The organism is Burkholderia aenigmatica (assembly GCF_902499175.1).
GTDB lineage: Bacteria > Pseudomonadota > Gammaproteobacteria > Burkholderiales > Burkholderiaceae > Burkholderia > Burkholderia aenigmatica.
This window is the reverse complement of the sequence record NZ_CABVQC010000027.1, coordinates 41,202-60,604: the sequence shown is the minus strand read 5'-3', so window position 1 is coordinate 60,604 and position 19,403 is coordinate 41,202. Positions and strand designations below refer to the sequence as shown.

Here is a 19,403-nt window from a genome sequence, read left to right as displayed (position 1 = left end):
GCGCACGGTCGCCGGTTCAGCGGCCGTGCAGAAAGCGTTCGACGCGAAACGGCGCCGGGTCGACGAACGGCTGCGTGCCGGTCATCAGGTCGGCGACCAGCCGGCCGGTCACGGGGCCGAGCGTGAAGCCGTGATGCGCATGCCCGAACGCGAACCACAGATCGCGGTGGCGCGGCGCCGCGCCGATCACGGGCAGCATGTCGGGCGTGCACGGCCGGCGGCCGAGCCACGGTGCGCCGTCGACGCGCGCGCCGAGCGGAAACAGCTCGCGCGCGACCGGTTCGACGGCGGCGAGCTGGGTCGGCGTCGGCGGCGTATCGCGATAGCCGAGCTCGACGCCGGTCGTCAGGCGGATGCCGCGCGTCATCGGCGTGATCAGGAAGCCGCTGTCGGCATCGAGCACGGGCCGGTTCAGCCGCGCGCCCGGCTGCGCGGCGTAGTGCATGTGATAGCCGCGCTTGACCGCGAGCGGCAGCGTGTAGCCGAGCCGCTCGCACAGCAGGTCCGACCAGGGCCCGAGCGCGACGACCGCCGCGCGCGCGTCGACCGGGCCTTGCGCGGTGTCGACGCGCCAGCCGTTCGCGGCCGACAGCGTCAGTGCGTCGCCGGTCAGGATGCGGCCGCCGAGCTGCTCGAAGTGACGCGCATAGGCGGTCACGAGCGCATTCGGATCGCTGATCGAATCGGAGCCCGTATAGCGCAGCGCGCCGACCAGCGCACGGCTCAGGTTCGGCTCCGCGTCGCGCAGCGCGGCCGCATCGAGCGCGTCGAAGGTCACGCCGTATTCGGCGCGCCAGCGCTCGGCGTCGCGCGTTTCGGCATCGCGCGTCGCGGCCGTGCGAAACACCTTCAGCCAGCCGCCTTCGCGCAGCAGCGCGCCGGCGCCGGCCGCGTCGATCATCGCGCGATGCTCGGTCACGCAGTGTTCGATCAGCGGCGCATAGGCGCGCGCGATCTCGGCATGGCGCGCCGGATGCGAATTGCGCCAGTAGCGGTACAGGAACGGGATCAGCTTCGGCAGCGCGCCGACGTGATAGCGGACGTCGGGCGAGCGGTTGCACGCGTATTTCAGCAGCGTGCCGAAGCCGCGCGGAAACGCATACGGGTACACGCCTTCGCGCTGGATCAGCCCGGCATTGCCGAGCGACGTCTCGTTGCCGGGCGCCTTGCGGTCGACGAGCGCGACCGACAGGCCGCGCTGTTGCAGATGAACGGCGACGGATACGCCGATCATGCCGCCGCCCAGGACGAGCGTGTCGAATGTCATCGGGAACTCCTCGGGGCGGGCGGCGCGGGCGTCAGGCGAGCGCGGTCACGGCGATCTCGACGTCGAGACCGGGCTTCATCAGCAACGCCTGCACGCACGCGCGGGTCGGCGCGTGGCCGGCCGGCACCCATGCGTCCCACACCGCATTGAACGCGTCGAAGTGCGCGGCGTCGCTGAGCCACACGTTGGCCGTCAGCACGCGCGTCTTGTCGACGCCGGCCGATGCGAGCAGCGCGTCGATGCGCGTGAGGATTTCGGTCGCCTGCACGGCGATCGGCGCGCCGGCCGTATCGGGCACCTGGCCGGCCAGGTGGACGAAGCCGTTCGCGATCACGACCTGGCTCATGCGTGCGCCGGTCTGCAAACGTTTGATTTCAGTGGACATGGATTGCACCTTCGCGGGCCCGGCCGCGAGCGGCCGGAGAAATGACTGGGAAAGACCGCTGCCGTGCGCCGGATCGGGCAGCCGCCGCACGGACGAGCTGCGCCGATTCGCACACGTGTCGTTCACGCCGGCCGCACCGGCCCCGCGAGTTTCGCGTCGTCCGATGCTAGAGTGGCCGTCACGCCCACCATCGGCGATTTCGACGAAAATTATCATATACGAGAAAATTTATTCTCGTATACGACAAAACCCGTATTCACGCCGCGCGCGTCGCGCCCTGTATCCGCATGCCCAAATCCACCGTTCCCGTTCCGCCGCCCACCGACGCCGCGCCGCAGCTCGACCACCAGACGGTCGGCGCGCGGCTGCGCGACGCGCGCAAGTCGCGCGGCCTGACGCTTGCTCAACTGTCCGAGCGCTCCGGTATCGCGGTGTCGACGATTTCGAAGGCCGAACGCGGCGACATCGCGCTCACCTACGACAAGTTCGCGGCGCTCACGCATGCGCTCGCGCTCGACTTCGACACGATGTTCGGCCGCCCCGCGGCCGCCGGCGCGATGACGCCGTCGTTCACGCCGGCCGGCCAGCAGATGGTCTACGACACGCCGAACTATGCGTACGGGATGCTCGCGAACGACCTGACCGGCAAGCGAATGGTGCCCGTGCGCGGGCGGATCCATGCGCGCAAGCTGTCGGACTTCGCCGACTACATCCGGCACAGCGGCGAGGAATTCGTGTTCGTGCTGAGCGGCGAGCTGGAGCTGCGCTTCGAGAACGGCCATGCGTACCGGCTGAGCGCCGGCGACAGCCTGTATTTCGACAGCGCGGTCGGGCACGTGTACCTGAGCCTCGGCGACACCGATGCCGAGGTGCTCGCGTGCTGCGTGGACGGCGATGCAACGCGGCCGCGCGACGCGATCTGAAGACTGCCGCGCGGCGCCCGGCACCCGATGCGATCGGGATGCCCCATGCGTCGAACGCCGCGACGCGGCATCCGGATTCCCATTACGATAAGGACGATGCATCCCGCGGCCGCAGCGGCCCGCGCCGGCATGCACGACCCTCAACCGGAACGCCCCGATGACGATCACAACCCGCCTGCTCGACGCGGCCGACGCCGCCCGTTTCCAGACCGTTCGCCTGCGTGCAGTCGACACCGCGCCCACCTCTTTCCTGCCGACGCTCGACGAAGAATCGCAGGTGCCCGTCGACGAATTCGCGACGCGTATCACCCCGACCCATGAACGCGCCGTGTTCGGCGCGTTCGACGGCGATATGCTCGTCGGCATCACCGGCGTGCGCCGCGATGCGCGCGTGAAGATCGCGCACAAGGCGACGATCTGGGGCGTGTTCGTCGATCCCGCGTATCGCGGGCAAGGCATCGCGCAAACGCTGCTCGAAAGCGCGACCGCGCATGCGGCGCAGGCGTGGCAGTGCAAGCAGCTGATGCTGTGCGTGAACGAGGTCAACGCCACCGCGGAGCGGCTGTATGCGTCGCAAGGGTTCGTCCGGTTCGGTACGGAGCCGCGCTCGATGTTCTTCGATGGCCGCTTTTACGACGAGCACCACATGGTCAAGACGCTCGGGTGACGCGAACCAGCGGCGAACGGGCATCGTGAGACGCAGCCAGACGCGTCCTTGTGCCCGCTTCGTCCGCACCGGATCCGATGTCAAAGATGTGAGCGCCCACCGACTTTTCATGCAATAAAACAGGCCGGGCCGACCCTCGCCGGTTTATGCGCAAAAACTTTTAGAAAAAATATCTGCGCGTCAGCCCCGTCCCACGTTGCCGCACCCACACCAACCCGCCTCCGTAATTCCGCCCCTGTTCATCCCCCCTGCGCCCGCGCTATCGTTTCCGTACCTTCACAGCCCAGGAGCTGCCTTTGCCTTCCCGCCACGGAGTCGACCTCATCCGCGCCCGCGCGCTGTTCGATCGCGAGCGCCGCGCATTCAGCGAAGCGATGCCTCAATCCCGCGCACTGTCCGCGGAAGCATCCGAGCACTTGCTGTTCGGCGTGCCGTTGCACTGGATGCAGGACTGGTCGACGCCGTTCTCGCTGTACGTGAAGGAAGCGCGCGGCGCGACGTTCACCGACGTCGACGGCCACCGCTACGCCGACTTCTGCCTCGGCGACACCGGTGCGATGTTCGGCCATGCGCCTGAACCCGTCGCGCGGGCACTCATCGAGCAGGCCACGCGCGGCTACACGACGATGCTGCCGAGCGAGGATGCCGCGTGGGTGTCGCGCGAACTTGCGCGCCGCTTCCGGCTGCCGGTCTGGCAGTTCGCGCTGAGCGCGAGCGACGCGAACCGCTTCGTGCTGCGCTGGGCGCGCGCGGCCACCGGCCGCAACACGATCGTCGTGTTCAACGGCTGCTATCACGGCACGGTCGACGACGTATTCGTCGATCTCGTCGACGGCCGCCCGGTGCAGCGCGACAGCCTGCTTGGACAGTCCTACGACCTGCTCGCGAACACCCGCGTCGTCGAATTCAACGACCTCGCCGCGCTCGAAGCGGCGCTGAAAGGCGGCGATGTCGCCTGCGTGCTCGCGGAACCGGCGATGACGAACATCGGGATGGTGCTGCCCGATCCGGGCTTCTGGGAGGCGGCGCGCGAACTGACGCGCCGCTACGGCACGCTGCTCGTGATCGACGAAACGCATACGATCAGCAGCGGCCCGGGCGGCTACGCCGTCGCGCACGATCTCGAGCCGGACATGCTGGTGGTCGGCAAACCGATCGCGGGCGGCGTGCCGTGCGCGGTGTACGGATTCAGCGCCGAATTCGCGGAACGCGCGAAGCAGGCGAAGCTGAACGCGCCGCCCGGCCATTCGGGAATCGGCACGACGCTCACCGCGAACATGCTCGCGATGCATGCAATGCGCGCGACGTTGGCCGAAGTCGCGACCGACGCGGCCTACGCTCACATGTTCGAACTCGCCGCGCGGCTCGCCGGCGGGCTCGAACAGGCGATCGCGAAACGCGGGTTGCCGTGGTGCGTGACGCGCATCGGCGCGCGCACCGAGTTCCAGTTCGCGCCCACGCCGCCGCGCAACGGCACGATCGCAGGCGCGCAGCTCGACAGCGAACTCGAGCACATCGTGCACCTGTACCTGCTGAATCGTGGCGTGCTGATCACGCCGTTCCACAACATGATGCTCGTGTGCCCGCAGACGACGGCCGACGACGTCGATCGCCTCGTCGCGCAGTTCGACGCGTGCCTGGGCGAACTGGTCTGACGCCGCGCGCGCCCGGCTCGCGATCGCGCGGGCCGGGCGCATTCGCCGCAAAGCACCACCTCCCGCCTGCTTTGGCAGTTCCGTCGGATCGACCTCCGTACCCGGCACGCCTTCGGCGCGCGCGCTCAGCGCGAGTTCGCCGTGCAGCACCATGCGCGCTTCGATGGAAGCCCGCGCGGGCGCACCGCCATCCAGCCTACTTCGGCAGATCGGTCGGATCGACCTGCGTGCCCGGCACGCCTTCGGTTCGCGCGCTCAGCGCCAGTTCGTCGTGCAGCACCGCGCGCGTTTCGACGGTAGCCGGCCCCGCCGCGCCGCCGTCGAGCGCCGGCAGGATATAGCCGTTCACCATCCGGCGGAACAGCTTCACGTTCTCCGCATCGCGCAGGCCGCCGTCCACCGGCAGCACGCCCGTCATCACGATGACCGTATCGCGCTTGGGCAGCACCGTGATGAACTGTCCCTTGAAGCCCATCGCGTCGAACTCGGGCTCGCTGTCGACGATGTTGTTGATCCACCAGTAGTAGCCGAAATGCGGCGACACGGCCGGCGACGTCATCTGCTCAATCCATGCGCGCGGCACGACTTGCTGCCCCTGCCAGCGGCCGCCGTCCAGCACGAGCATGCCGATCTTCGCCATGTCGATCGCGCGCAGCCGCAGCCCCCAGCCGGCCGACACGAGCCCCGTGCGGTCCGCGCGCTCCCACGCCGCGTGCTTCATGCCCAGCGGGCCGAACAGCCGCGCCTGCGCCACGCGCTCGACCGGCTCCCCCGCGGCCGCGCTCAACATCGCAGACGCCAGGATCGGATTGACGTCGGTGTACTCGAACTCGGTGCCCGGCGCGACCTTCGGCTGCGCCGACGCGGCGAGCTTCAGCCGGTCCGGCGCGGTGTAGTAGATCGGATCGTCCTTCGGGCTGAAGTCGTAGTGCAATCCACTCGACATCGACAGCACATGCTTCAGCTGGATATCGCGCTTGTCCGCGAGCGCGCCGCCGAGGTCGGGACGCCACGCGGCAAGCCGCGCGGCTACCGGATCGTCGAGATGCACCGCGCGCTGATCGACGAGGATGCCCGCGACGAGCGACGTCACGGCCTTCGTGACCGAGTACAGCTCGTAGGTCGCGTCGCGCGACGCATTCGCGCCGTAGCGCTCGAAGATCAGCTTGCCGTCCTTCACGATCAGCAGGCTGTACACGTCGAGCTTCTGCTCGCGGATCCAGCGCGACAGATCGACGAGCCGCCGCGAATCGACGCCGACCTCCTCCGGCGCGGCGGCGGCGATGCCTGTTTCATGCAGCGGCGACAACGCATCGGCCGCCTGTGCGGCAGAAAGCGCGGGCGCGAACGCACCGCCGCCGATCAGCAGCGCCGCAACCCGCGCGAGCAGTCGTCGCATGAAAGGCACGGCGCGCGAGGCGGGTCGCCGCACGTCGGGCCACGCAGCCGAGCCGGCCATCATTTTCGTCATCCTCATCAAATCTCCGGTGCGTCGTTGAACGCGGCGGCGGTACCGGGCACGCCCTTCGTCTGCCGGCTGCGCGCGAGTTCGTCGCGCAGCGCCTGCGTGGTTTCCGCACGCTCGACCGGCGGCTGCGCCGGTGTCAGCGCGGGCAGGATGTAGTCGCCGACCATCTTGCGATACAGGTTCAGATAGGTCGCATCGCGCAGCCCGCCGTCGGTCGGCAGCAGGCTCGTCATCACGACGACCGCGCGCTGCGCGGGCAGCACCGTGATGAACTGCCCCTTGAAGCCCATCGCGCCGAACTCGGGCGTGCCGTGCTCGACCACGTGGCGAATCCAGCAGTAGTAACCGTAATCCGCCGCAGCCGGCGACGGCGTGGTCATCTGCCGGACCCAATCGGCCGGCACGACCTGCCGGCCGTTCCAGCGGCCCTGATCGAGCAGCAGCATGCCGATCTTCGCCATGTCGACGGCACGCAGCCGCAAGCCCCAGCCGCCGGCCACCGCGCCCGTGCCGTCGGCGCCGCTCCAGCGGTAGTGCGCGAAGCCGAGCGGCTCGAACAGCCGCTTGCGCACGAATTCGTCCTCGCGCTCGCGCGCGGCGATCGACACGGCCGTGCCGACCAGCACGGGATTCACGTCGATATAGTCGAACTGCTTGCCGGGCGGCTGCGCCGCGCGGCTCGTCACCGCGACGCGCAACCGGTCCGGCGCGTCGTAGTACAGCGGATCGGTGCCCTCGCGCGTCGTGTAGCGCAGCCCGCTCGACATCGCCATCAGGTGCCGCAGCTCGATGTCCTGCTTGTCCGCGAGTTCAGCCGCGAGATCGGGCCGCGCGGCTGCGATCAACGGCGCGACCTTCGTCGCCGGGCCGAGCTTGCCCTCGCCGTCGAGGATGCCGGCGAGCAGCGCGGTGACCGTCTTCGTCACCGAATACAGCTCGTAGTTGTTGTCGCGCGTGAGGCCATCGCCGTAACGCTCGAACACGATCCTGCCGTCCTTCACGACGACGAGGCTGCGCACGTCCATCCGGTCGCGGCGCAGCCATTCGGACAACCGCACGAGCGGCGCCGAATCGACGCCGACCGATTCGGGCACGACGCTCGGCATGTCCTGCGCCGCATCGCCGGCGGCCAGCGCCGGGCCGCCGCACGAACCGGCGACGACGGTCGCCGCCACGAGGCGCCGCATTGCGTGGGTAACGCTCATGTCCGCTCCTTCAAAATCGTTTGATACGGATGACGCCCGCGCGTCGCGCGGGCGCTCCTCGTTCCGTCGCATCGAACATCAATCCAGGCACGGCTTGCCGGCTGGCAGGAAGCGTCCGCGCCCCGGCTCGGCCGCGAGCAGCCGGCCGTCCTCGACGAGCAGCTCGCCGCGCGACAGGCAATGACGCGGCCAGCCCGTCACCTCGATCCCTTCGTACGGTGTGTAGTCGACCGCGTGATGCAGCGACGCATTCGCGATCCGCACACGCTTGTCCGGATCCCACACGACGATATCCGCGTCGGCGCCGATCGCGATTGTCCCCTTGCGCGGATACAGCCCGTACAGCTTCGCGGGCCGCAGCGACGTCAGCTCGACGAACTCGTGCAGCGACAGCCGCCCTTCGCGCACGCCGTTGAACAGCAGCGGCAGCCGCGTCTCGAGCCCCGGGATGCCGTTCGGGATGTGGTCGAACGACACCGGATGCCCGCCCGGATGCTTGCCGCACGGATCGTCGTAGTTGAACGGCGCGTGATCGGACGAGAACACCGAGAACACGCCCTGCTTCAGCGCCTTCCACACGGCCTGCTGGTTCGCCGGATCGCGCGGCGGCGGGCTGCACACGCACTTCGCGCCTTCGTAGCCGTCGCGGCCATCGTGACCGAGATCGGCGGCGGTCAGATACAGGTATTGCGGACAGGTTTCGGCGAGGATCGGCAGCCCGCGCGACTGCCCCCAGCGGATCTGCTCGATCGCCTCGGCGCCCGACACGTGCACGATCAGGATCGGCACGTCGACGAGTTCCGCGAACGCGATCGCGCGATGGGTTGCCTCGCGCTCGACCACGGCCGGCCGTGCGTGCGCATGGAAATGCGGCGCGACGTGGCCGTCGCCGAGCAGCCGTTCGGTCAGCCAGCCGATGCAGTCGGAATTCTCCGCATGCACCATCACCAGCGCGCCGTGCTCGCGCGCGACCGACAGCACGTCGAGCATCTGCCGGTCGTTCAGCTTCAGATCGTCGTAGGTCATGTACACCTTGAACGACGTATAGCCGTTCGCGATCAGCCGCGGCAGCTCTTCCGCCAGCACGTGCGGCGTCGGATCGGCGACGATCAGGTGGAAGCCGTAGTCGACCAGCGCGCGCCCTTCCGCACGCCGGTGATAGTCGTCAACGGCCGCCTGCAGCGACTGGCCCTTCGCCTGCGCGGCGAACGGGATCACGGTGGTCGTGCCGCCGCACAGCGCCGAGCGCGTGCCGGACAGGAAATCGTCGGCCATCCGCAGCCCGTCGGGCATCGGCTGATCGAGGTGGCAGTGCGCATCGACGCCGCCCGGCATCACGAGCATCCCGCTCGCATCGAGCTCGCGCGGCGCGCGCGGCAGCCCGTGACCGAGCATGGCCACGCGCCCCGCGCGAATGCCGATGTCGCACGAGAACCGGTCCGCCGCCGTCACGACATCCGCGTGACGGATCACGAAATCGAGATCGTTCGACATGGCGCGCGCCTCAGATCACGTCGCTGAAGAGCCGCCCCCAGCCCTTCACCTGCCGCGTGTCGTAATCGGCGAGCTGCAGCGACTTCCACACGACGGTCGAGATCGTGTCGTAGATCGGGATGCCCGTCTCCTCCTCGAGCGCCGGCACGAGATGCGCGGCGTTCAGGTTCGTGCAGAAGATCGAGATCGCGCGCGGGCCGGCCTTCGCGACTTCGCGCACCATGTCGCCGATCGTGTCGCCCGCCACTTCGGAGAACGAGAAATTGACCTTCAGGTTCAGGTGGCGCTCGGCGATGCAGTTCAGGCCCGAGCGGCGGTAGTTGTCGACGATCTTCGTCTGCACGTCGTCGAGATACGGCGTGACGAGGCCGAACTCGTGCGCGTTCGTCTTCTTCAGGATCTCGTTGAGCGCGAGCACCGACGTGGTGGCCGGAATGCCGGTCGCCGCGGTGATGCGCTCGCACAGCCGCTCGTCGGCCTCGAAGCCGAGCCAGCCCGATGACGTGCCGTTCCACGCGATCACGTCGACCTTCGCGTCGGCGAGCAGCATCGCGGCCTGGATGATCTTGTCGTCGTCAAACTGGCCGAGCGCCTGGCCCGTCAGCGAGATCTCGGTGACCGGGAAGCGCGCGAAGTGCGCGGACACGCCCGGCAGGCCGGCGACCATCGCGCTCGTCAGCGGTTCGAGCGAGGTGTTGGAAGACGGCGTGAGCATGCCGAGCAGCGTACGTTTTTTCATGATGGGTTTCTCTCTACCAGTGAAAAGGGTCGGTCAGACCGGGAGCTTGCTTTCGTAGTCGATCGCGCTGGAGCACACGAGCAGGCCGACGCCGGCCGCCGCGAACACCATCAGCGCAAGGAAATAGGAACCGGTGAACTGCACGATCGCGCCGACGACGATCGGCACGGTGACGCCGCCGATGTTGCCGCCGAGGTTCATCAGGCCGCCGAGGAAGCCGATCTTGTTGCGCGTGCCGAGCGACGACGGGATGCACCAGTACAGCCCGCACCAGCGCAGGAAGAACAGCGTCGACGACAGCAGCGCGACGCACACGATCGGGTCCTTCACGTACGCGACGGAGAAAATCGACACGGTGGCGATCACCGCGGCGATACCGAACAGCGTGCGCATCACGACGTTCGGGCGGCCGCCCGCGGCCTTCCACTTGTCGGCGATCCAGCCGCCGAGCAGTTCGCCGACGAAGCCGCTGAAAAAGATGATGAAGGTCGAGCCGCCCATCTGTTTGATGTCGAAGCCGTGCACCTTGTGCAGGTAGTTCGGCATCCACGTGAGCAGCCCGTAGAACACGCTGTTGAAGCACATCCAGCCGAAGAACATGCACCACACCGAGCGGTACTTGAAGAAGTCGCGCGAACGGCCCGACGCGCCGGCCGGCTCCGCCGCGAGATCGCTCGCGTGCGACGCCTCGATGTAGTCGGCCTCGAGATCGTTGACGCCAGGATGCTCACGCGGCGTGTTGCGGATGTAGTACCACGCGACCACGCCCGCCAGCACCGTGCCGACGCCGGCCACCGCGAACGCGAGCCGCCACGAGCCGAGCAGCGCGATCAGCCCGGCGATCAGCACCGCGCCCAGTGCCGCGCCGAGCGGTGCGCCGCCGTCGAGCAGCGTGGCGCCGCGGCCGCGCTCGGTCTGCGTCATCCAGATCGCGTTGAGCTTGCCGCCGGCCGGATAGATCGGCGCTTCGGCCGCGCCGAGGCCGAGGCGCGTGAGCAGCAGCGACGGCGCGTTCGTGCACAGCGCCGCGATCGCCTGGAAGAAGCCCCAGAACACGGTGGCCGTCGCGATCACGATGCGCGGCTTGAAGCGGTCGGCGAGCATCCCGCCCGGGATCTGCATCACCGCGTAGGTCCAGAAGAACGAGCTGAGGATCAGACCCTCCATCGCGGGCCCGATGTTGAACTCCTGCGAGATGTAAGGCATGGCGACGGACAGCGACGCGCGATCGACGTAGTTGATCGCGATCAGGCTCAGCATGACGACGAATATCTTCCAGCGGACGGCGGACTTGCCGACCGTCAAGGCGGCGACACCGGAGGTTGAAGACATGGACGGACTCCAGGATTGAACGAGGATGGTCGGAACGTCGCGCAACGTGGAGCCGAGTATAGGATTAGAAATTTATAATTACACATGGTGTAAACGATTGGTTTTATTGGAATTGTGTTTACGTTATCGGTGAGCTTGGCCTGCACCGGGATCGTGATAAGCTTGCACCATCATGAGCCAGACACCCCGCAATCCCCTGCTTTTGCGCACCCGCGGCATGGCCGCGGAGATCGCCGCGCGCCTGCGCGTGATGATCGACGAGGGCGAGCTGCCGCCCGGCGCGCGGATCGACGAGAAGGAGCTCAGCCTCGCGTTCGACGTGTCGAAGACGCCGCTGCGCGAAGCGCTGAAGGTGCTCGTCGCGGAAGGGGCCGTCACGCACCGCCAGTACATCGGCTATCGCGTCGCGTCGATCGACCTCGACGACCTGATCTCGACCTTCGAGCTGCTGCACGGCCTGGAAGCGATGGCCGGCGAGCTGCTGCGCCGGCGGATCGGCGCGGCGACGCTCGCCGCGCTGCAGGCGAAGCACCGGCGGATGGTCGAATGCCACGAGGCCGGCAAGCGCGTCGAGTATTTCCGGCTGAACCAGCAGATTCATCAGATGATCGTCGACGCGGCCGGCAACCCTGTGCTGTCGGGCATCTACGCGTCGCTGATGTCGAAGGTGCATCGCGCGCGCGGCGCGGCGAACGCCGATACCTTGCGCTGGGCCGAGTCGCTGCACGAGCACGAGGCCATCATGGCCGCGCTCGCTGATCCCGACCACGCGGTGCTGCCGCAGATCCTGCGCAGCCATTCGGAGAACACCGCGCGCGAAGTGCTCGCCATCCTCGACCGGACGACGGGCACGGCCGACACGCAGGGCAAGCGCGCGGCCGAAGCGTGACGGCCTCGCCACGCGGGTGCGTGGCGGCCTGAATTGTCGTCCGTTACGCGGCGCGCAGCGCCCGCCGCGCCACTTCCGCGAAATACCGCGCGCCCACCGGCAGGATCTCGTCGTTGAAATCGTAGCCCGCGTTGTGCAGCGGCACGCCGCCGCGCCCGGCCGCGTCGCCGTTGCCAATGAACACGAAATTGCCGGGCACGGCCTGCAGGAACGCGCCGAAATCCTCCGAGATCATCATCGGCTGCACGTCGGCGTTCACCGCGTCGGCGCCCGCGACCTGCGCCGCGGCCTGCACGGCCGTGTCGACCCATTCCGGCGAATTCACCGTCGGCGCGAACTCGTGCGTGTAGTCGAACGTGCACGCCGCGCCGTGCGTGCGGCAGATCCCTTCGCTGATCTCGCGCATCCGCGTGGCCAGCAACGCCTGCACGTCGCGCGAATAGCTGCGCGTGTCGCCCTTGATCGTCACGGTCGACGGCAGCACGTTGCGCAGCCCGTCGGTGATGAACTCCGTACACGAGATCACGGCCTGCTGGCCCGGATCGAGATTGCGCGACACGATCGTCTGCAGCGCGAGCACGACCTGTGCGCCGATCACGATCGGATCGATGCCCATGTGCGGGCGCGCCGCATGCGTGCCGCGCCCGTCGATCCGGATCACGAAGTTGTCTTCGCTCGCCATGATGCCGCCCGCGCGCGTCGAGAAGGTGCCCGCACGCATCCCCGGCATGTTGTGCGCGCCGAAGATCGCGTCGACCGGAAAGCGCTCGAACAGCCCGTCGGCCATCATCGCCTTCGCGCCGCGGCCATGCTCCTCGGCCGGCTGGAAAATGAAACGCACGGTGCCGTCGAAATCCTTGCGCTCGGCCAGCAGCTGCGCAGCGCCGAGCACCATCGACATGTGACCGTCGTGTCCGCACGCATGCATCTTGCCGGGCGTGCACGATGCGTATTCGCGGCCCGGCGCGTGCTCGGCGATGTTCAGTGCATCCATGTCCGCGCGGATGCCGATCGCGCGGTTGCCGGTGCCGGCCGTCAGGTTCGCGACGAGCCCCGTGCCGCCGATCCCGCGATGCACGTCGAGCCCGAGCGTCGTCAGGATGCGCGCGACGTAGTCCGACGTGTTCACTTCTTCGAAACCCGTCTCCGGATGCTGGTGCAGATGGCGGCGCCAGGTCTTCAATTGCCCCTGCAGCGTGCTTTCTTCGATTGCGTCCATGGCGTTTGCCTCGTCAGTCGTAGTCGGTCGGGATCGGTCGGGATGTCGTTCAGGCCGCGACCGCCGCGCGGTCCAGCCAGGCGCGCTGCCGCGCGAGCACCGCGTCGGCCGTCTCGCCGACGCACTGCCGGTACACGGACGGCGCCGTCGCGCCTTCCGTATTGATCGCCAGCACGCGCGAATGCGCGTCGAGCCCCACCTGCCGTGCGAGCACCGGGTCGCGCATCAGCACCTCGAGCCCCGCGACGCCGGCCGCGCCCGATTCGCCGGCCACGAGCGGCACGTCGCGTTCGCTGCCGGCCGCGAGGCCGCGCATCGCCTGCACCGCGTCCTCGTCGTCGATCAGCATGAAGTAGTCGACGCACATCTCGAGGAAATCCCACGCCAGCGGCGACGCCTCGCCGCACGCGAGCCCGGCCATCACGGAATCGACGCTGCCGGTCGCCTTGGTCGCGCGCCCCGCGAGCGCGCTCTGGTACAGGCAATCGGCCTGGCGCGGCTCGACGACGATGAAATGCGGCCGCTGCACGCCGTCGCGCTCCCACAGATAACTCGCGACGCCCGCGGCGAGGCCGCCCACGCCGCCCTGCAGCAGCACGTGCGTGAACGGCTGCCCGTCGTCCTGCGCCGCCTGCGCGGCCGCCTCGGCGGCGATCACGCCGTAGCCCTGCATCACGTCGCGCGGAATCGCTTCGTAGCCGTCGTACGACGTATCCGACACGACGTACCAGCCGTTCGCCTGCGCGAGCTGCGCCGCGCAGACGACCGACTCGTCGTAGTTCCCCTCGATGCGCACGATCCGCGCGCCGTACGCCGAGATCGCGCGCTCGCGCTCGGCTTCGACGTTCGCGTGCAGCACGATCACGCACGCGCAGCCGATCGCGCGCGCGGCGGCGGCGAGCGCACGGCCGTGATTGCCGTCGGTCGCGCTGATCACCGTCAGGTCGGCCAGTTCCGCCGCGTAGCGGCCGGTGACGAGTCCTTGCGGATCGAGATCCTGCGTGCGCCGCAGGCGCTTCACGAGCCGCACCAGCGCGATCGGCGCGCCGAGCGCCTTGAAGCTGCCGAGCGGCGAGCGGCACGACTCGTCCTTCACGCTGACGCTCGCGACGCCGAGCCGCGCGGCGAGATCCGGCAGCGCGCGCAGCGGCGTGCGCGCGTTGCCGACGAGCGGCCAGTGCGACAGCCACGCACCGCTTTCGTCGGCCGAGGCGATGTTCATCACGCGGCGCAGCGCGTGGGGATAGGCGGCGCGCGATGCGCGGGGGTTGGCGATCAGCATGGCGGGCAGCACTCCGTGAGTCGGTTCGGGTCGGGCGCGCACGGGTTGCACGCGCCGCCGGTTCGAAAAATAATATTGCGCACGCGGGTCAATAAAATCGCCAATTCGGCAGCCGTCACGCAAAAATTTCTCATTCTTTCGAGGCTTCACGCGCCATCATGACCACCCCACTCGATGCGTTCGATCGCAAGCTGCTGATGGAACTCCAGCGCGACGCGCAGACGCCGCAAAGCGAACTCGGCGCGCGCGTCAACCTGTCGACCGCCGCCGTGAACCGGCGCCTGAAGCGTCTCGCGGACGACGGCGTGATCGAGCGCTACACGGCCATCGTCGCACCGGACAAGGTCGATCATCCGCTGACGATCGTCGTCAACGTCGAAGTCGAAAGCGAGCAGATCGACCAGCTCGACGCGATGAAGCGGACCTTCGAGCGCTGCCCGCAGATCCAGCAGTGCTACTACGTGACCGGGGAATGGGATTTCGTGCTGATCCTCGCCGTGCGCAACATGGATCAGTACAACGCGCTCACACGCGAGCTGTTCTTCGCGAACAACAACGTGAAGCGGTTCAAGACGCTGGTGAGCATGAGCCGCGTGAAGGTCGGGCTCGAGGTGCCGGTCGAGCCGGGCGAGTAAGTGAGCGGTTGCACACATGAGGCGACCGGCGCTTGCATGCGCCGGTCGCCTCCCATCGACGGCTACGTCAGCGACAGCTGAAGCTCGCCGCCGAATTCACGTCGCCCGACCCGTTGTAGCGCGCCACCTGCGGATACGGGCACAGCGGCCGCGTGCGTCCCGCGCCCCACGACGCGGGCACATCCGCATTCGGCACCGCGTTCGTCGCATCGCGCGCGGCGGCCACCACCGCGCCGGGCGCCTGCCCTTGTTCGACCCACGCAACGAGCGGCGTCAACAGGTCGAACTGGTCGGCCGCCGGCCCGCCCGAGCAATGGTTCATCCCCGGCACCGGATAGAAGCGCGCGAAATCCGACGCATCGCCGCCGTTCGCCTGCGCGACCCGTGCGTACCAGTCGCGCGTGTCGTCGAACGAGAACACCGGGTCGCCGGTGCCGTGATAGACGAGCAGCTTCGCCCCGCGCGCCTTCAGCGCGGACAGGTTGGTCTCGTCGGGCGGCGTCATGAACGACCACGCGGATTCCGTGTACTCGCCGTTGGTCGCGAAGATCGCCGGCGCGTCGTTGTCCATGTCGAAGCCGAGCGCGAAACCGGGCAGGTTCGCGAGCGTCGCGGCGGTTTTCGGCGGCGTCATGAACGTGAACGCCATCGCGGCCGGGTCGAGCGTGATCGAATTCGACTGCTTCCACGCAGCCCAGCCGCTGCCGGCGATGCCCGGATCGTACGGAAAGCCCGCGTAGAGCGCCGTGCCCGCGCTGTTGCGGGCGCCCGTGAACACGTTCTCGAGCGCAGTCTTTTGCGCGGTCGTCAGGCAGGCACCGGTGCGCATGCCGTTCGCGCAGGTCGGGATGTCCGACTCGACGCTGAAGTGCGCCTGGCACGCGGCGACGTCCTGCACCATCCCGTCCGCCGCGCCGTCGAGCGCATCGCATTTCTCGAGGATCTTCGCGCCGACGAACTGCCGCTCCGCATCGGTGAAGCCGCTGCGGATATCGGGCAGCCCGTTCGATCCGGTCGCCGATGCGATCTTCGCGAACTGCTGCGCACCGTACATCTCGCCGATCGCCGCCTTCGGCAGATGAAAGCCCGGATCGCCCGCGATGATGCCGTCGTAGTCGGCCGGGTTGCGCACCGCCGTGACCATCGCGTGACGGCCGCCGTTCGAGCAGCCGTCGAAATAGCTGCGGTCGGGCGCCTTGCCGTACGCGAGCCGGATCACCTGCTTCGCCATCGGCGTCAGCGCATCGACCGCGCCGTAGGCGTAGTCGATGCGCGCCTGCGGATCGATGCCGAACAGCGGATTCTGCGCGGCGCTGTGCCCGGAATCCGAGCTGATCACCGCGAAGCCCTGGTTCAGCGCGTCGGTCAGCGGCCCGCCGCCGCCGATCTCGCCGGTCGCAGTCACGACGTTGCCGTCGAGCCCGCCGTTCGCCTGGTAGAAGAAGCGGCCGTTCCACGCCTTCGGCAAGCGCATTTCGAAGCCGATCGCATAGGTCTTGCCGTCGACCGCGCTCACGCGCTCGTTCATCTTCCCATCGATCACGCAGTGCTCGGCGATCGGCTTGCCGGCCACCGTGAGCGCGCCGGCGGCCGCGGTCGTCACCGACGTGAACGACGTGTTCGCATACGCGAGCTTCGCGGCGAGCACGTCGCAGGTCTGCGCCATCGCGGCCGGTGTCGCGGCGCTCAGGTGCGTCGGGGCGGCATTCACCGAATCGTCGCCGCCGCAACCAGCGAGCATCGCAGCGGTGATGGGCGCAATACAGAGGAATGCAGAGTGTCTGTTCAAGATAGCTCCCGTTCGTCAGGCTGCCGGATCAGAACATGTGCCGGATGCCGACCATCGCGCCGAGCTGCCCCATCCCTTCGCCGGGTGTCGTGCCGGCCCCGCCGCCGCTGACCGCGTAGCGCGCATGCGTGCTGTTCCACAGATACGACGACTGCGCGTAGACCGCCGTGCGCTTCGTCAGCAGATAAGTCGCGCGCAATGTCGCCATCGTCGCGCGTGTGTCGTGTGCGCTGTTGACGATCCGGTAGCCTTCGCCGTCGACGACGAAATCCGGCTTGACCGCATACGACGCCCCGACGAAGAACAGGTCGGAATGCGCACCGGCCGCGGCCGGCGAACCGGTCGATACGCGCCGCCCGATCCAGCCCGCGCCGATCCGCGCGCCCGCCGCCTGCGCGTATGCGCTCACGTGCGTGCGCGCGTCCTTGCCGCCGCTGCGGGTGAAAGCGACCGGCGCGATGCCGTCGAAAAAGTTCGCGGCCGCGCCGGTGCCGCCGCGCTGTTCCTCGTACGAGGCCGCCGCACCGAAATACGCGCTGTCGTACTTGAGCATCACCGACCAGTTGCGACACTGGACGGCGTCGCCCGGCACTTGCCCCGCGCACGTGCCCTGCCCCGGCGAGTTGCCGGTGCCCGCGCCGTCGCGGCCGAACGAATACGCAGCGCCGAGCGTCACGCCGCGGTACGTGCCTATGTAGGTCACTGCGTTGTCGGCGCGCCCGTTCGGCACGTACGCGTCGAGCGAACCAAGCCCGTAGATGTCGGGGCCGATGATGTCCGCGCCCTGCAGCGCGAGGTAGGTCATCGTGTACTGGCGGCCGAACGCGAGCGTGCCAAAGCCGCCCTTCAGCCCGACGAACGCCTGCCGCCCGAACAGCCGCCCGCCCTGGCCGAGATCGCCGCCGCGCACGTTGAAGCCGCTTTCCAGCGTGAATACCGCCTGATAGCCGCCGCCGAGATCCTCCGCGCCGCGCAGCCCCCAGCGCGACGGCAACTCGCCCGTCACGGCCGGCATGCGCACCACGTGGTCGCCCGCCGCGTTCGCGTGCGACACGAATTCGACGCCCGTATCGATGATGCCGTACAGCGTCACGCTCGACTGCGCGTGTGCCGCCGGCGCGGCCAGCGCGCAGCATGCGCCGGCGGCCAGCAGGCCGTTCCTGGTGCTCTTGTTCATGTCGTTGTGTCTCCAGACCTTGAGTAATCGCGCGCTCTGACGGCACGCATTGAAAAAACGGAAAACGATGTCAGTCGCCGGCCCGCGGGCGGCGGATCAGCAGCAGCGCGGCGACGGCCGCGACGAGCGTGACGGGGATGCTCGCGCCGATCACGACCGGCGCGCTGCGGCCCGCGGCCAGCAGCGTCGCGGCCGCGAGCGGCCCGACGACGGAGCCGAGCCGGCCGACGGCCACCGCCGTGCCGACGCCCGTGCCGCGCATCGCGGTCGGATAGTAGATCGCCGCGAGCGCATACAGCACCGACTGCCCGCCGACCACGAACATCCCGGCCGCGAACGCGGCCGCCGCGAGCGATGCGAAACCGGGCGCGGCCGCCAGCGCGGCCAGCGACAGCACGATCCCGACGTACATGCCTCCGACCACGCGCGACGCGCGCATCCGGTCGAGTGCCGCGCCGATACCGAGCGCGCCGAGCCCGCCGCCGACGTTGAATGCGATCTGCACGAGACCGACATGCTCGCGATCGAGCCCGCGCGCGGCCATCAGCGACGGCAGCCAGTTCAGCAGGAAGTACAGGACGATCAGCGTGCAGAAATAGCTGATCCACAGTGCGAGCGTTGATATCGTGCGGCCGTCGCCGAACAGCGTGCGGGCGACGCTCGTACGCGCGGCCGACGTGCCGGCGATGTCGAGATACGCGCGCGATTCCGGCAGCAGCATCGCCAGCAGCGGCACGAGCAGCAGCGGCCCCGCGCCGCCGACGTAGAAGATGTGGCGCCACTCGGTATCGCCGGCGAGCAGCACGCCGATCAGCGACGCGATCACGCCGCCGAACGGGATGCCGCAATACATCGTCGCCACCGCGCTGCTGCGCGAGCGCGGCTCGACCGCTTCCGACGACAACGCGATCAGGTTCGGCATCGCGCCGCCGAGGCCGATGCCGGTCAGCACGCGCACGACGACGAGCATCGCGAAGCTCGACGCCTGCGCGGTGGCGATCGACAGCAGCCCGAACAGCGCGACCGACGCAATCAGCACGCGCTTGCGCCCGATCCGGTCGGCCAGCCGCCCGCCGAGCATTGCGCCCGGCAGCAGCCCGAAGGTGCCCGCGCTGAACGCAATCCCCATTTGCGACACGGTCAGCCCGAATTCGCGCGCCATGCGCGGCGCGGCCACGCCGACCGACTGCAGGTCGAGCCCTTCGAGCAACGCGATCGCGAAGCACAGCGCGAGTGTCGTCGCGACCGCCGGTCTTTCGGCAACGTAGGTGTTCATC

The 19,403-nt window shown here is 68.7% G+C and carries 17 protein-coding genes; 5 read left to right on the top strand and 12 right to left on the bottom strand.

The window, feature by feature from the left end:
• Positions 1-16: 16 nt before the first annotated feature.
• Both BDO18943_RS20300 and BDO18943_RS20295 read right to left on the bottom strand, forming a co-directional pair.
• Complete coding sequence (locus tag BDO18943_RS20300) at positions 17-1,267, bottom strand: NAD(P)/FAD-dependent oxidoreductase (RefSeq protein WP_175023761.1); 1,251 nt, start codon at positions 1,265-1,267, stop codon at positions 17-19.
• A 31-nt stretch (positions 1,268-1,298) separates the two neighbouring features.
• Positions 1,299-1,652 (bottom strand): RidA family protein, encoded by a 354-nt coding sequence (locus BDO18943_RS20295; RefSeq protein WP_089451827.1) that lies wholly within the window; start codon positions 1,650-1,652, stop codon positions 1,299-1,301.
• Between the two features lie 287 nt (positions 1,653-1,939).
• Between BDO18943_RS20295 and BDO18943_RS20290 the strand changes: the two genes are divergently transcribed.
• The 3 genes from BDO18943_RS20290 to BDO18943_RS20280 all read left to right on the top strand — a co-directional run bounded on the left by BDO18943_RS20290 (position 1,940) and on the right by BDO18943_RS20280 (position 4,897).
• Positions 1,940-2,575, top strand: a complete 636-nt coding sequence (locus BDO18943_RS20290; protein WP_175023760.1) for a helix-turn-helix domain-containing protein — start codon at positions 1,940-1,942, stop codon at positions 2,573-2,575.
• Positions 2,576-2,732: 157 nt separating this feature from the next.
• A complete protein-coding gene (locus BDO18943_RS20285; RefSeq protein WP_175023759.1) occupies positions 2,733-3,242 on the top strand; it encodes a GNAT family N-acetyltransferase in 510 nt (169 codons plus the stop codon).
• A gap of 296 nt (positions 3,243-3,538) precedes the next feature.
• A complete protein-coding gene (locus tag BDO18943_RS20280) occupies positions 3,539-4,897 on the top strand; it encodes an aspartate aminotransferase family protein (protein ID WP_175023758.1) in 1,359 nt (452 codons plus the stop codon).
• A 196-nt stretch (positions 4,898-5,093) separates the two neighbouring features.
• On the opposite strand, the gene BDO18943_RS20275 is transcribed toward BDO18943_RS20280, so the two are convergent.
• From BDO18943_RS20275 to BDO18943_RS20255, 5 genes are all read right to left on the bottom strand, one after another.
• Positions 5,094-6,296, bottom strand: coding sequence for a serine hydrolase domain-containing protein (locus tag BDO18943_RS20275; protein ID WP_235996123.1), 1,203 nt, complete (start codon positions 6,294-6,296; stop codon positions 5,094-5,096).
• 77 nt (positions 6,297-6,373) lie between these two features.
• A complete protein-coding gene (locus BDO18943_RS20270; protein WP_175023756.1) occupies positions 6,374-7,570 on the bottom strand; it encodes a serine hydrolase domain-containing protein in 1,197 nt (398 codons plus the stop codon).
• Positions 7,571-7,648: 78 nt separating this feature from the next.
• Positions 7,649-9,064 carry a dihydropyrimidinase gene (gene hydA, locus BDO18943_RS20265; protein ID WP_175023755.1) on the bottom strand — a complete coding sequence of 472 codons (1,416 nt, stop codon included), beginning with the start codon at positions 9,062-9,064 and terminating at the stop codon, positions 7,649-7,651.
• 10 nt (positions 9,065-9,074) lie between these two features.
• Positions 9,075-9,803, bottom strand: coding sequence for a maleate cis-trans isomerase family protein (locus tag BDO18943_RS20260; protein ID WP_043186387.1), 729 nt, complete (start codon positions 9,801-9,803; stop codon positions 9,075-9,077).
• Between the two features lie 33 nt (positions 9,804-9,836).
• A complete protein-coding gene (locus BDO18943_RS20255) occupies positions 9,837-11,135 on the bottom strand; it encodes an MFS transporter (protein WP_043186384.1) in 1,299 nt (432 codons plus the stop codon).
• Between the two features lie 172 nt (positions 11,136-11,307).
• Here BDO18943_RS20255 and BDO18943_RS20250 point away from each other — a divergent pair, with 172 nt between their 5' ends.
• A complete protein-coding gene (locus tag BDO18943_RS20250) occupies positions 11,308-12,024 on the top strand; it encodes a GntR family transcriptional regulator (protein ID WP_175023754.1) in 717 nt (238 codons plus the stop codon).
• Positions 12,025-12,067: 43 nt separating this feature from the next.
• Here the strand turns inward: BDO18943_RS20250 and BDO18943_RS20245 are convergent, their stop codons facing one another.
• The gene (locus BDO18943_RS20245; protein WP_175023753.1) at positions 12,068-13,243 is read right to left on the bottom strand and encodes a M20 aminoacylase family protein; all 1,176 of its coding nucleotides are present in this window, start codon (positions 13,241-13,243) and stop codon (positions 12,068-12,070) included.
• Between the two features lie 49 nt (positions 13,244-13,292).
• A complete protein-coding gene (locus tag BDO18943_RS20240; protein WP_175023752.1) occupies positions 13,293-14,525 on the bottom strand; it encodes a diaminopropionate ammonia-lyase in 1,233 nt (410 codons plus the stop codon).
• 158 nt (positions 14,526-14,683) lie between these two features.
• Here BDO18943_RS20240 and BDO18943_RS20235 point away from each other — a divergent pair, with 158 nt between their 5' ends.
• Positions 14,684-15,160: an Lrp/AsnC family transcriptional regulator gene (locus tag BDO18943_RS20235; protein ID WP_043186374.1), complete on the top strand. Its 477-nt coding sequence runs from the start codon at positions 14,684-14,686 to the stop codon at positions 15,158-15,160.
• Between the two features lie 67 nt (positions 15,161-15,227).
• On the opposite strand, the gene BDO18943_RS20230 is transcribed toward BDO18943_RS20235, so the two are convergent.
• The 3 genes from BDO18943_RS20230 to mhpT all read right to left on the bottom strand — a co-directional run bounded on the left by BDO18943_RS20230 (position 15,228) and on the right by mhpT (position 19,402).
• Positions 15,228-16,949 carry a tannase/feruloyl esterase family alpha/beta hydrolase gene (locus BDO18943_RS20230; RefSeq protein ID WP_175023751.1) on the bottom strand — a complete coding sequence of 574 codons (1,722 nt, stop codon included), beginning with the start codon at positions 16,947-16,949 and terminating at the stop codon, positions 15,228-15,230.
• 28 nt (positions 16,950-16,977) lie between these two features.
• Positions 16,978-18,126 carry a porin gene (locus BDO18943_RS20225; protein ID WP_175023750.1) on the bottom strand — a complete coding sequence of 383 codons (1,149 nt, stop codon included), beginning with the start codon at positions 18,124-18,126 and terminating at the stop codon, positions 16,978-16,980.
• A 70-nt stretch (positions 18,127-18,196) separates the two neighbouring features.
• Positions 18,197-19,402, bottom strand: coding sequence for a 3-(3-hydroxy-phenyl)propionate transporter MhpT (mhpT, locus tag BDO18943_RS20220; RefSeq protein WP_175023749.1), 1,206 nt, complete (start codon positions 19,400-19,402; stop codon positions 18,197-18,199).
• Position 19,403 lies beyond the last annotated feature (1 nt).